This is a genomic window from Mesorhizobium sp. P2_D6 (assembly GCF_056404315.1).
In genome coordinates, this window is sequence record NZ_JBFUEG010000001.1 from 568,214 (window position 1) to 580,154 (window position 11,941).

Genomic DNA, 11,941 nt, shown 5'->3' on the forward strand with positions numbered 1-11,941 from the left:
ATGATCTTCTCCCCAAAACCGGACCCCGGTTTGGGGTACATCATGCTCTATGCTCCGAACGGACGCAGCAGCGCCCGCGAAATAATATGTCGCTGAATCTCCGAAGTACCTTCCCAGATGCGCTCGACACGCGCATCGCGCCAGATGCGCTCCAGCGGCAGGTCGTCCATCAGCCCCATGCCGCCATGGATCTGGATTGCTTCGTCGGCAACAAAGGCGAGCATTTCGGTAGCCTTCAGCTTGGCCATGGCCATGTCCTGATCGGTCACGGTGCCCTGATCGTACTTCCAGCCGGCTTCGAACACCATCAGGTCCGCAGCCTTCAGTTCCGTCGCCATGTCGGCGAGCTTGAATGACACGCCCTGGAACTTGCCGATCTGCTGGCCGAACTGCTGACGCTGCGCGGAATACTCGATGGCATGGCCAAGCGCTCGCTCGGCGCGGCCGAGGCAAGTGGCGCCGACCTGCAGGCGGGTGGCGCCGAGCCAGGAATTGGCGACCTCGAAGCCCTTGTGCACCTCGCCGAGCACCTGGCTCGCCGGCAAACGGCAATCGTCGAATTCAAGGATGGCGTTGGTGTAGCCGCGGTGCGAGACGTTGCGGTAGCCGTCGCGTACGGTGAAACCCTTGGTGCCCTTGTCGACGAAGAAGGCGGTGATCTTCTTGCGCTTGCCACGCGGCGTTTCTTCCTCGCCCGAAGCCATGAAGACGATGGCAAAGTCGGCCAGATCGGCATGGCTGATAAAATGCTTGGTGCCGTTGAGCACCCAGTCGTCGCCGTCCTGTACGGCGGTCGCTTTCATGCCGCGCAAATCGGAGCCGGCGCCGGGCTCGGTCATCGCCAGGCAGTCCCACTTTTCGCCACGGATGCAAGGGAACAGGTATTTTTCGCGCTGTTCCGGCGTGCCGGCCAGAAGGATGTTGGAGGGGCGCGCCACGCAGGTCCAGTGCAGCGCGTAATTGGCGCGGCCGAGCTCCTTTTCGTAGAGCAGCCAGGTCACCGTATCGAGGCCGGCGCCACCGACATCGGCCGGCATGTTGGCGGCGTAGAGTCCGGCTTCGATCGCTTTGACCTTGATCTCCTCGATCAGCTCGCGGCGCAGCACGCCGGTGCGCTCGACCTCGCGTTCATGCGGGTAAAGCTCGTTCTCGACGAACGCACGCGTCGTCTCGACAATGAGCTTCTGTTCCTCCGACAGCCCGAAATCCATGGTCTTCAGCCCTTCTTCTTTTTCTTCGGCTTTTCCACCTTCTTCACCGGCTTCGACGCCTTGGCCTTTTCAGCAGCCTTGGAAGCGGCCGGCTTCTTCGCCGCCAGCTTGGCCAGTTGCCTGGTGTAGTCCTTATGCAAGGCGCCGGCGCCCCAGCCTTTGCCTTTGTTCTGTTTCGACAGAGCATCCATGATCGCGACCAGATTGTCGTCGCGGATCTTTTCCAGCTCGCGGATCGACAGGCCATGCGCCTGGTCGTCCGACTGGGTGGCGATCAGGTCGACCAGTTCGTCATTGAACTCCGGCACGTCCATAAGCTTGGTCCACGGCCATTTCAGGCACGGCCCGAACTGCGCCATGAAGTGGCGCATGCCGGCCTCGCCGCCGGCGACGCGATAGACCTGGAACATGCCCATCTGCGCCCAGCGCAGGCCGAAGCCGTAGCGCATGATGTCGTCGAGCTCCTCGACGGTGCAGATGCCATCCTTGATCAGCCACAGCGCCTCGCGCCAGGCGGCTTCCAGCAAGCGGTCGCCGACAAAGGCCTCGATCTCCTTGCGGATCACCACCGGCTTCATGCCGATCGAGGCATAGATTTCTTTCGCAACCTCGATTGCCTCGGGGAACGTCTGTTCGCCGCCGACGATCTCGACCAACGGCAGGAGATAGACCGGGTTGAAGGGATGTCCGACAACCAGTCGCTCCGGATGCTTCTTCATCGCCACCTGCATGTCGGTCGGCTTGATCCCGGAGGTCGACGAGCCGACGATGGCGTTAGCGGGTGCATAAAGATCGATTTCGGCCAGCACACGGTGTTTCAGGTCGAGCCGTTCCGGCACGCTCTCCTGGATGAAGTCGGCATCGGCGACTGCCTCGGCAATGGTCTTGGCGAAAGTCAGCTTGCCCTCCTTGGGCAAGCCGCCGGGAACCATCTGCTTGTAGGCGCGGCGCGCGCCCTTCATCACTTCAGAGACCTTGCGCGACGCTTCCGGATCCGGATCGAAGATCGACACGTCGATGCCGTTGAGCAGCAATCGCGCCACCCAGCCGGCGCCGATGACACCACCGCCGATAGCGGCCGCCTTGTTGATGATGCTCATGGTCAGGCTCCGGTTCTTGTCTTGGCTGTCTGAGGGTCGATAAGGGGCACGCGCTCGCCGGCGCGAATGACCGATGCGTCGTAGGCCTTGCGGGCGAAGACTTCGAGCACGAAGGGCCGGAAGAATTCGATCGGCAGCGTCTCATAATCGGGGTCGAAGCTCGACTGGTCCCAGCGTTCGCAAAACTGGTCGCAATCGTCGAAATAGGCATGGCCGGCGAAGCGGTCGCGGGCGTGACGGTTGCCGCCGAGATGGTGAGCGTAATAGAGGCGCTGGAAGTCGCCGTGCTTTTCCACCACCCAGGTGCATTGCTCGCGCACGAAAGGTTTCAGGATCGAAGCGGCGTATTCGTCGTGATTGTAGGGCGCGTAGATGTCGCCGATATCGTGCAGCAGCGCGCAGGCGATCCAGTCGGTGTCGGCGCCATCGCGCCACGCCCGCGTCGCCGCCTGCAGCGAATGGCCGAGCCTTGTGATCTTGTAGCCGGACAGGCCTTCGTCGAGCTGCACCAGCGCGTCGAGCAGCCGCTCGCCGGTCTTGGCGGCATAGTCGATCTCATGGGCGGTCAGGAACTCGTAGTCGTCCTTGTCGCCATCCTTCATCGCCGTGAATTTGACGGTAGCCATGATCCGCTCCCGTTTTACGCAGCGGCTGCGATCGGCGCCCGCTTGGTCAGGTTCAGCTTCTTGCGCACTTCCTCCGGCCCGAGGATACGGGCGCCGAGATTGGTGACGATGCTGGCGGCGCGCTCGACCAGTTGTGCATTGGTTGCCAGCACGCCCTTGTCGAGCCACAGATTGTCTTCGAGCCCGACGCGGACATTGCCGCCGGCGAGAACCGCCGCTGCTGCGTAGGCCATCTGGTTGCGGCCGATGGCGAAGGCAGACCAGTTCCAGGTCGACGGCACATTGTTGACCATCGCCATGAAGGTGTTGAGGTCGTCGGGCGCACCCCACGGCACGCCCATACAGAGTTGCACCAGCGCATCGGCGTTGAGCACCTTTTCCTCGACCAGCTGCTTGGCAAACCAGAGATGGCCGGTGTCAAAGGCTTCTATCTCCGGCTTGACGCCGAGCGCCGTCATCATGCCGCCCATGGCGCGCAGCATGCCGGGCGTGTTGGTCATGACATAGTCGGCTTCGGCGAAGTTCATGGTGCCGCAATCCAGCGTGCAGATTTCCGGCAGACACTGGCGCACATGTTCCATGCGGTTGGTGGCGCCGCCCATGTCGGTGCCTTTTTCGTTGAGCGGCAATGGCGCCTCCGGCGAACCGAACACCATGTCGCCGCCCATACCGGCGGTGAGGTTGAGCACCACATCGACATTGGCGTCGCGGATGCGCTCGGTCACTTCGCGGTAGAGATGGACATCACGGCGGGGCTTGCCGGTTTCAGGGTCGCGGACATGGCAGTGGACGATGGCAGCACCGGCCTTGGCCGCATCGATCGCCGAATCGGCAATCTGCTTGGGCGAGCGCGGCACATGCGGCGAGCGGTCCTGCGAGCCGCCGGATCCGGTCACGGCACAGGTAATGAAAACCTCACGGTTCATCGCGAGCGGCATGGAACTCTCCTCCCAAACATCAGCCGTGCATGTCGCCCAAAAGTGGGAACCGGTTTTGGGATAACGACATGCACAAGAACAGGCCAACAATGATCGGACTTGCGGGGGACTGTTTTGCGATTTACGAAGCTTCCATGATCAAAAGCGAAAAACCGACCATCTTTCGCTCGGAACGCTCGCCGCTCAAGGTGACGCTGCTGGTGTTTTCCGGCTCGTCCATCATGTGTGTGGCATCGGCCGTCGACCCGCTGCGCGCCGCCAACCGCATCTCCGGCGAGACCCTGTTCGATTTTAAACTGGTCTCGGTCACCGGCGAGGCGCCGGTCACCACATGCGGCCTGCCGGTGGCGGTCAGCGGCCGCTTCGATGCGGCCGAGCCTACCGACGTGCTTGTCGTCGTCGCCGGCTTCGGCACCCAGAATTACGCGACATCAGCGCTGCTCTCCGGTCTGCGCCGCGCGGCCCGCGCGGCCCGTGCCTGTGGCGGCGTCGAGGCCGGTACCTGGCTGGTGGCGCGAGCGGGTCTCTTGGAAGGGCGCAGCGCCACCACCCATTGGGAAGACATGGAGGATTTTTCGTCGGCCTTTCCCGGCGTTGATGTCCGTCCCGACCGCTACGTCATCGATGGGCCCGTCTTCACCTCGGGCGGGGCGTCGCCGACCTTCGACCTGATGCTGCATCTGATCCGTACGCGCCTGGGCATGGCCGTGGCGCTCGATGTCGCCAGCGTCTTCATCTACGACCAGGCGCGCGCCGCGACCGATGCGCAACCGCTGGTCTCGCTCGGCCGACTCGACGGCTACGACCCGCGGCTGGCGCAAGCGATCCGGCTGATGGAATCGCATGTCGACCAGCCGCTGACCATAGATGCGGTGGCGAAACGCGCCGGGGTGACGGCACGGACATTAGAAAGCATTTTTCGCAAATCGATCGGCGAGACGCCCGGCGCCTACTATCTTAGGCTGCGGCTGGGCGCGGCGCGGCGGCTGGTGGTCGACACGCGGATCGCCATGGCGGATATTGCCGGGCGGACGGGATTTTCGTCCGCCGCGGCATTTTCCAGAGCGTTTTCAAGAGCGTTCGGCGAAGCGCCGGTGCGGCTCCGCAGAGGTTGATGCATGTCGCCCAAACGTGCGTCGCGGTTTTGGGATAACGACATGCACAGACAAAGAGAGATCAGGCTGCGTTCTGTCGATCGCTGCCGGCGTCCATCTGCGAGCGCATCTGCCTCGCCAGTCGGACTTCGAAACGGCTGCTGACAGCGCGATCCCATTCGTTTTTCACATTGTCGGTCGGCCGCGGCAGCGCCATCAGCCGGTCGATGATCGATCCGGTCTCGCCGGATGAGAGCAGGGCGTCGATTTCGCGTTCGTGCTGCATATCGGTTCGCCTCCTTCCTTTTCACCCGCCACAACGGCATCCTTATACGAGATACGTGACGGCAGTTTGAAGGCAAGAGCGAGGTCATTGAGGGGCGGTGCGAGGCAAAAGCTTGTCGGCGGATAGGGTCTTGCGCAAACCCCATTCCAGAGCGGCCGGGATGTTACCTTGCCGCCCTTGAGCACTACGAATCGGCTTTCCGCCTCAGACGTAGCGGTTGACGACGTTCTCCAGATACACTTGGCGGCCGGACTTTGGCTGCGGCTCGATCTTCTTCTTGAAAACGCGCTCGGCTAGTGCGTTGGCGATGCTATTTCCAATGCTTTCCGTAACCCGCGACCGATCGTGAACGACCGGTCGTTTCGGATTCAGCCCTTGCGCTCCTGAAGGCTGTTGCCGCCGTCGACCACCATCAGGGCGCCGTTGACGTAGCTCGCGCCTTCCGATGCCAGGAACACCACCGCTGCGGCAACCTCGTCCGGTCGTCCGGCCCGCGCCGGTGGCGTGTGCAGGGCAGCTTGCCGCTCCATTGCGCTCGACGAGCCCGTTTCGATCCAGCCGGGGGCCACGGCATTGGCCGTGATGCCGCTTTTTGCCACTTCGAGCGCCAGCGTGCGCGTCAGGCCGACCATGCCGGCCTTGGCGGCGGAATAGGCTGATGTGCCTTCGAAAGACACCAGCGGCCCGGTGACCGACGCCACATTGACGATGCGCCCATAGCCTGCCTCTACCATCGCCGGCAAGAACGCGCGGGTGACCAGGAATACGGTCTTTAGGCTGACGTCGATCCCTTGGTCCCAGTCGGCCTCGGTCATGGCGAGAAACGCCTTATCGGCCGAGGGCGATGCCAGCGAGCCCATGCCGGCATTGTTGACTAGGATGTCGACAGCGCCGACATCAGCCCGTAGCCGCGCGACTTCGGCTGCGATGGTGAGATCCGCGACTGCGGCTTTGGCATTTATGCCTTCGGCACAAAGCTCGGCGGCGCGATCGAGTACACGCGCGCTGGCACCGTTCAGGAAAACGGCATGACCGGCAAGGCCGAGCTGCCGCGCAATGGCAATGCCGATGCCGTCAGCAGCACCCGCCCCGGTGATCAGCGCACGCTTGGTGGTTGAAGAAGGCATGGTCAAATCAGGCTCCGCTGGGTGCGCCGTCGCGGTCTTACCACACACTTTGGCGACCGTGCTGCGGGAACGGCTGACTGGCGGAGGTCAGCCGCCGCGGCTTTTCGGCCACGCGCGGCTTATGTCAGCCCAAGGTACCAGGTCTCAGACGTAGCGGTTGACGATGTTCTCCAGCAGTTCCTGGCGGCCGGAGCGCGGCTGCGGTTCGATCTTCTTCTTGACCACGCGCTCGGCGATGTCCTCCAGCGTGCGCTTGCCCGACAGCATCGCCTTGGCCTCGGCCGTGTTCCAGCCGGCATAGCGTTCGGCGAGCGGACCCGACAGCGCCTTGTCCTCGACCATCTTCGCGGCTGCCTTCAGACCGCGTGCGCACGAATCCATGCCGCCAATATGGCCGATCAGCAGGTCCTGCGGATCCAGCGACTGGCGACGCAGCTTGGCGTCGAAATTGGTGCCGCCGGTCTTGAAGCCACCAGCCTGCAGGACCTGATAATAGGCCAGCGCCATCTCCGGCACATTGTTGGGGAACTGGTCGGTGTCCCAGCCCGACTGGTAGTCGTTGCGGTTCATGTCGATCGAACCGAAGACGCCCAGCGCATTGGCCAGCGCCAGTTCGTGCTCGAAGGAATGGCCGGCGAGGATGGCGTGGCCCTGCTCGATGTTGAGTTTTACTTCCTTCTCCAGGCCGAAGCGCTTGAGGAAGCCATAGACCGTGGCGACGTCATAGTCGTACTGGTGCTTGGTCGGCTCCTGCGGCTTCGGCTCGATCAGGATCGTGCCCTTGAAGCCGATCTTGTGCTTGTAGTCGACGACCAGGCTGAGGAAGCGTCCGGCCTGCTCCTGCTCGCGGGCAAGGTCGGTGTTGAGCAGCGTCTCATAGCCCTCTCGCCCGCCCCACAGCACATAGTTTTCGCCCTTAAGCCGCTTGGTGACGTCGATGCAGCTCTTCACCGTCGCCGCCGCATAGGCAAAGACATCCGGATCTGGATTGGTGGCGGCGCCCGACATGAAGCGGCGGTTGGAGAACAGGTTCGCCGTGCCCCAGAGCAGCTTGACGCCGGTCTTCTTCATCTTGGCTGCAAAATAGTCGGCGATCTCGTCAAGCCGCGCGGCACTTTCGGAGAAATCCTTGCCTTCCGGGCGCACATCCGCGTCGTGGAAGCAGAAATATGGCGCACCAAGCAGCGAGAACATCTCGAAGGCGATGTCTGCCTTCAGCTTGGCCAGTTCCATCGTGTCGATGCCGCCCGCCTTGGGGAACCAGGGACGGTCGAAGGTCTGGCCGCCGAAGGGATCGCCGCCCGGCCAGGCGAAGGAATGCCAGTAGGCGACGGCAAAGCGCAGATGGTCTTCCAGCCGCTTGCCGGCGACGACCTCATCCGGGTTGTAGAAGCGGTAGGCCAGCGGATTGGTCGAATCCGGCCCCTCATACTTGATTGCTTTGATGTCGCCGAAAAATCCGCTGCTCATGATTTCTGTCCTCTCTCGAAATAGTTCGCCCTGCTTACCTCAGGCGTAATTGGTTTCGTTCTGCCAAGGGGTGAAAAGGCTGGTGTCAAAGCCACTCAACGAAGGAGACAGACCATGACCGACCTCAACACGATCGCTCAAAACTACATCACCGCCTGGAACGAGGCCGATGCGGATCGCCGCGCCGAACTGCTCAAGGCGACCTTCACCGAAGATATCAGCTACCGCGATCCGCTGATGCAGGGCGACGGCCATGCGGGTGTGGCCGCCCTCATCGATGGCGTGCAGCAGCGTTTTGCCGGCTTCCGGTTTTCGCTGAAGGGCACGCCGGACGGGTTTGGCGACACGATCCGCTTCTCGTGGAATCTGGGGCCGGAGGGTGTGCCGTCGGTTATCGAAGGTACTGATATCGGTGTCATCGAGAACGGGCGGCTGAAAAGCGTCACCGGCTTCCTCGACAAGGTGCCGGCGCAGTGAGTTGCCAGGCTGCGGCGTGGGCGAGAAACCGCTCACGCCGTGGCGCCCTTGATCGCGGGATACAATGCCCGATAGCGCTGATAGGCATCTGCGTACGCCCCACTAAGCCCAGCATCCGGCTCAATGGTGGCATCCGTCTTCGGGGCCGTGCATACCGCCAGCGGATCCGCCCCCGTCGCGGCAATCAGCCCGAGCCGGGCCGCACCAAAGGCGGCGCCGAAATCGCCATCTGCCGGGAGATCCACCGGCACCTGCAGCGCGGTGGCGATCGCCTTCAGCCAGTAGCGCGAGCGCGAGCCGCCGCCGATCGCCGTCACCCGCGTCAACGTCGTACCCGCCGTCTTCAAGGCTTCGAGACTGTCACGGAAGGCAAAGGCAACGCCTTCAAGCACCGCTTGCGTCAGCACCGCACGGCTGGATTCATGCGCCAGCCCGGTGAAGGACCCGCGGATGGCGGAATCATTGTAGGGCGTGCGCTCACCCGAGAGGTAAGGCAGAAACGATACACCGCTCGGCGCCTTCAGCGCCTCGCCGAGTTCGGCGGTCAATTCGCCGGCCTTCTTCCCCGATACCTCCGACAGCCAGTTCAGCGAATCCGTCGCCGACAGGATGACGCCCATCTGGTGCCAGGTGTTGGGCAGTGCGTGACAGAAAGTGTGGACCGCACTGGCCGGGTTCGGCAGGTAGGAGGCATTGGCAGCAAACAGCACGCCGGAAGTGCCGAGCGAAACGAAGGCATGGCCGGCGCCGACCGTGCCCATGCCGCAGGCCGAAGCCGCATTGTCGCCGGCGCCACCGGCAATCGGGATGCCAGCCTGGACGCCCCATTTGGAGGCGAGGTCGGCGCGCAAGGCGCCAGCCTTTTCAGTGCCTTCGACCAGCGATGGCATCTGCTTCTCGTCGAGCGAGGTGGCGGCAAGCAGTTCCGGCGACCAGCGCCGCTTGCCGACGTCGAGCCATGAGGTGCCGGCCGAGTCGGACATTTCCGACATATGCTCGCCGGTCAGCCAGAACCGCAGGAAATCCTTGGGCAGCAGCACCTTCGCCACCTTGGCGAAGACAGCCGGTTCGTTATTCTTCACCCAGGCGAGTTTTGGCGCGGTGAAGCCGGGGAAGACGATGTTGCCGGTCAGCTTGCGGAAGCGTGGGTCGGCATCGAGCGTGGCCGCCTCGGCATGGCTGCGCGTATCGTTCCACAATATGCAGGGGCGCAGCACCTGGTCGCCGGCGTCGAGCAAGGTTGCGCCGTGCATGTGGCCGGAAAGGCCGATGCCTTTGACGGCGGCAAGCTCTTTCGGATGCGCTGATTTCAGCTCGGCAATAGCGGTCTCGCAGGCTCGGACCCAGTCGGCCGGATTCTGCTCGGACCAGCCGGGATGTGGCCGCGATACGTCAAGTGAAGCATGGCCGGAGCCGATGACGGTTTGCCCGGCATCGATCAACAGCGCCTTGACGCCCGACGTACCGAGATCGAGGCCGAGATACATGCAATCCTCCCACTGCCATTAATTTTTTCGGGCCTCGAAAAAATCTGGCTTGGCCAGTTTTTAAAACAAGATCCGCTGCGGGTCAATTCTCTGACAAATTGGCGGCCCGTCGAGAAAACAGCGCCGACAGCGGGCTGTCCGGCCGAGCCAGCTGACGCTCAGCCGCCAGCGCCCGTGCCAATGCTGTGTCGCCGGCGCGCAACGCCGCCTCGATCAGCGTCAGGTCGATCACGTCGCGCTGGGCATGGCTGCCGCCGAAGCGATGAGCAATCGAGCGAACCGGCCGGATCAGGCGCACCGCCTCATTGTAGTCGCCCTCGCCAAAAGCCTTGATCGCCAGTGTCAACGGATGGCCGACATCCCTGGTGAAGGCAGCGTTGTCGTCGCTGCCGCGCATCGCCTCGCGCTGTGCCTCGAGCAAGGTCTTGGCTGGCGCCTCGAGCCCGGCGCCGACGAAGGCCATCATGGCATGGGCGTCGTTGAAGGCGTAATTGCCGGCACCGACCTTGGGCCAGTTGGCGGCGAGCGCTATCCAGCGGTCGCCGACATCGACGCCGCCGAGATAAAGCCGCCACAGGATCGCCGAGGCATCGACCATATTGAGCGCCATCGTCGACGGCGCGCCGTAGATCGGCCCGTCATACAGGGCCAACACCTCTTCGGTCTCGCCGAGATCGTAGTGGAACAGCGCCAAATGCCACCAGTTGTGCACCTGCAGGAAACTCTCTTTCGTCCACGCCTCGGGATTGGCGCGCATCCAGGCGATGCCGTCCCTTTGCCGGCTTTGCATTTCCATGACATGGGCGACAGCATGCTGCGCCCAGCCGTCGCGCGGCTCGATATCGACAGCCTGCCGGCCCAGCCTCTCGGCGCGCGCATAATCGCCCATTTCCTCCAGTCCAAAGGCCTGCATGCCGAGAATGGCATGATAGCCCGGCATATTCTCTTGCCAGGACGGCAGGGCGCGGCCGATGCGATCGCGCAGCATGCGGGCGTTGCCCGTGAAGAAGTCGACCTGGTGTCCGGTTTGCAGCGCCACCGCGTCGAGCGGGAAGTCGATGGCGATATCTTCAAGCAAGCGCGAGGCCTCGTGCCAGCGGCCGGCGGCGAGATGGCCAAGGGCAGCGACATGCGCCCGCTCGCGCGCGGTCGCGGAAAGCGGCAGTGCCGTTTCGTGGCATGCCTTGGCCAGCGCAGTTGCCTCGCGCTCGGTGGCGAGGCCGAACAGATAGCCCTTGAACACATGCGCCATGACGAAGCCCGGGTCGGCTGCAATGGCGCGATCGATGGAAGCGACCGGGTCGCCGATGAAGCATTGCAATTCACGGACAGCCTGGCTGTAGGGCAAAAATCCCGTCTCGGTTGCACCCGAAAATGTCAGGCCGAATGTATCCTTCACTGCCATGCCCGGCCCTTAATGCTCCGCGGAGCCTAGTTACCCGAACGCATTGCCACGGTAGCTATCCCCGCGCCGACCAGCAGCGTGCCGCCGGTGCGGTTGAAGATGCGGATCGCCTTGGGGTTGCGCACGACGTTGCGGGCGCGCGCCGCAATCAGCGCGTAGCCGAAGGCATTGGCGAAGGCGAGCGCCAGGAAGGTGGTTTCGAAAGTCAGCATCTGCGGCCAGAATTCGGCCTCCCGGTTGAGGAACTGCGGCAGGAAGGCAACGAAGAAGGTGATGCTTTTCGGGTTGAGCGCGGTGACCAGCCAGGCATGCGCCATCATTTTGGCCGCCGACACGGCGTCGGTGCGCGGCTCTGCCTTGAGCGCGCCGCCGGCGCGAAACAGTTTTATGCCGAGATAGATCAGATAGCAGGCGCCGATCAGCTTCAGGATGGTGAACACAGTCGCCGATGCGGCCAGCAGGGCGCCGATGCCGAGCATCGACAATGTCATGGCGGTGAAGTCGCCCAGCGCCACGCCGACCGCCATCGGCAAGGCGGTGCGCCAGCCCTGGCCTAGCGCATAGGACACGACCAGGAGAATGGTCGGGCCGGGAATGATCAGCAAGACGGTGGAGGCGGCGGCGAAGGCGGCCCAGTTTTCGAACGACATCTTTGTCTCCTTGAGCGCAAAGAAAAGGATAAATCCTCGGGTGCGCGGGAATGTAAAGAGCCATCTCAAA

Annotated in this window: 12 protein-coding genes and 1 pseudogene; 2 read left to right on the forward strand and 11 right to left on the reverse strand. The window is 63.2% G+C overall.

All coding sequences use genetic code 11. From position 1 onward, the window contains the following. Positions 1-47 precede the first annotated feature (47 nt). From AC1D1L_RS02525 to bcoG, 4 genes are read right to left on the reverse strand one after another with little or no spacing between them, the layout of a single operon-like run. On the reverse strand, positions 48-1,211 hold the full coding sequence (locus AC1D1L_RS02525; RefSeq protein WP_352555727.1) for an acyl-CoA dehydrogenase family protein: 1,164 nt from the start codon (positions 1,209-1,211) through the stop codon (positions 48-50). Positions 1,212-1,216: 5 nt separating this feature from the next. Further along, entirely contained in the window at positions 1,217-2,311 is a 1,095-nt protein-coding gene (locus AC1D1L_RS02530) for a carnitine 3-dehydrogenase (protein ID WP_192249378.1), read from the reverse strand. Positions 2,312-2,313: 2 nt separating this feature from the next. Further along, the gene (locus tag AC1D1L_RS02535; protein WP_477338539.1) at positions 2,314-2,937 is read right to left on the reverse strand and encodes an HD domain-containing protein; all 624 of its coding nucleotides are present in this window, start codon (positions 2,935-2,937) and stop codon (positions 2,314-2,316) included. Between the two features lie 14 nt (positions 2,938-2,951). Continuing rightward, entirely contained in the window at positions 2,952-3,875 is a 924-nt protein-coding gene (gene bcoG, locus AC1D1L_RS02540) for a 3-dehydrocarnitine:acetyl-CoA trimethylamine transferase BcoG (RefSeq protein ID WP_112565604.1), read from the reverse strand. Positions 3,876-4,009: 134 nt separating this feature from the next. On the opposite strand from bcoG, the gene AC1D1L_RS02545 reads away from it, so the two are divergent. Beyond that, complete coding sequence (locus AC1D1L_RS02545; RefSeq protein ID WP_181056733.1) at positions 4,010-4,990, forward strand: GlxA family transcriptional regulator; 981 nt, start codon at positions 4,010-4,012, stop codon at positions 4,988-4,990. 61 nt (positions 4,991-5,051) lie between these two features. On the opposite strand, the gene AC1D1L_RS02550 is transcribed toward AC1D1L_RS02545, so the two are convergent. The 4 genes and pseudogenes from AC1D1L_RS02550 to xylA all read right to left on the reverse strand — a co-directional run bounded on the left by AC1D1L_RS02550 (position 5,052) and on the right by xylA (position 7,852). After that, positions 5,052-5,255, reverse strand: coding sequence for a hypothetical protein (locus AC1D1L_RS02550; RefSeq protein WP_475454560.1), 204 nt, complete (start codon positions 5,253-5,255; stop codon positions 5,052-5,054). A 204-nt stretch (positions 5,256-5,459) separates the two neighbouring features. After that, positions 5,460-5,552 (reverse strand): annotated as a pseudogene (locus AC1D1L_RS02555) (xylose isomerase); the annotation flags it as partial. 71 nt (positions 5,553-5,623) lie between these two features. Further along, entirely contained in the window at positions 5,624-6,382 is a 759-nt protein-coding gene (locus AC1D1L_RS02560) for an SDR family NAD(P)-dependent oxidoreductase (RefSeq protein ID WP_477338541.1), read from the reverse strand. A 144-nt stretch (positions 6,383-6,526) separates the two neighbouring features. After that, positions 6,527-7,852 (reverse strand): xylose isomerase, encoded by a 1,326-nt coding sequence (gene xylA, locus AC1D1L_RS02565; RefSeq protein ID WP_477338543.1) that lies wholly within the window; start codon positions 7,850-7,852, stop codon positions 6,527-6,529. Positions 7,853-7,966: 114 nt separating this feature from the next. Here xylA and AC1D1L_RS02570 point away from each other — a divergent pair, with 114 nt between their 5' ends. Continuing rightward, entirely contained in the window at positions 7,967-8,329 is a 363-nt protein-coding gene (locus tag AC1D1L_RS02570; protein WP_477338545.1) for a nuclear transport factor 2 family protein, read from the forward strand. A gap of 32 nt (positions 8,330-8,361) precedes the next feature. On the opposite strand, the gene xylB is transcribed toward AC1D1L_RS02570, so the two are convergent. The 3 genes from xylB to AC1D1L_RS02585 all read right to left on the reverse strand — a co-directional run bounded on the left by xylB (position 8,362) and on the right by AC1D1L_RS02585 (position 11,871). Further along, positions 8,362-9,816, reverse strand: coding sequence for a xylulokinase (gene xylB / locus AC1D1L_RS02575; protein WP_352582371.1), 1,455 nt, complete (start codon positions 9,814-9,816; stop codon positions 8,362-8,364). 82 nt (positions 9,817-9,898) lie between these two features. Beyond that, the gene (locus tag AC1D1L_RS02580) at positions 9,899-11,221 is read right to left on the reverse strand and encodes a tetratricopeptide repeat protein (RefSeq protein ID WP_477338548.1); all 1,323 of its coding nucleotides are present in this window, start codon (positions 11,219-11,221) and stop codon (positions 9,899-9,901) included. 26 nt (positions 11,222-11,247) lie between these two features. Further along, the gene (locus AC1D1L_RS02585) at positions 11,248-11,871 is read right to left on the reverse strand and encodes a LysE family translocator (RefSeq protein WP_477338550.1); all 624 of its coding nucleotides are present in this window, start codon (positions 11,869-11,871) and stop codon (positions 11,248-11,250) included. Positions 11,872-11,941: the final 70 nt, after the last annotated feature.

Coding starts and splice junctions, on each gene's coding strand:
- AC1D1L_RS02580 (WP_477338548.1), bottom strand. CDS start 11,221: ATGGCAGTGAAGGATACATTCGGCCTGACATTTTCGGGTGCAACCGAG.
- AC1D1L_RS02550 (WP_475454560.1), bottom strand. CDS start 5,255: ATGCAGCACGAACGCGAAATCGACGCCCTGCTCTCATCCGGCGAGACC.
- xylA (WP_477338543.1), bottom strand. CDS start 7,852: ATGAGCAGCGGATTTTTCGGCGACATCAAAGCAATCAAGTATGAGGGG.
- AC1D1L_RS02535 (WP_477338539.1), bottom strand. CDS start 2,937: ATGGCTACCGTCAAATTCACGGCGATGAAGGATGGCGACAAGGACGAC.
- bcoG (WP_112565604.1), bottom strand. CDS start 3,875: ATGCCGCTCGCGATGAACCGTGAGGTTTTCATTACCTGTGCCGTGACC.
- AC1D1L_RS02585 (WP_477338550.1), bottom strand. CDS start 11,871: ATGTCGTTCGAAAACTGGGCCGCCTTCGCCGCCGCCTCCACCGTCTTG.
- AC1D1L_RS02530 (WP_192249378.1), bottom strand. CDS start 2,311: ATGAGCATCATCAACAAGGCGGCCGCTATCGGCGGTGGTGTCATCGGC.
- xylB (WP_352582371.1), bottom strand. CDS start 9,816: ATGTATCTCGGCCTCGATCTCGGTACGTCGGGCGTCAAGGCGCTGTTG.
- AC1D1L_RS02560 (WP_477338541.1), bottom strand. CDS start 6,382: ATGCCTTCTTCAACCACCAAGCGTGCGCTGATCACCGGGGCGGGTGCT.
- AC1D1L_RS02570 (WP_477338545.1), top strand. CDS start 7,967: ATGACCGACCTCAACACGATCGCTCAAAACTACATCACCGCCTGGAAC.
- AC1D1L_RS02525 (WP_352555727.1), bottom strand. CDS start 1,211: ATGGATTTCGGGCTGTCGGAGGAACAGAAGCTCATTGTCGAGACGACG.
- AC1D1L_RS02545 (WP_181056733.1), top strand. CDS start 4,010: ATGATCAAAAGCGAAAAACCGACCATCTTTCGCTCGGAACGCTCGCCG.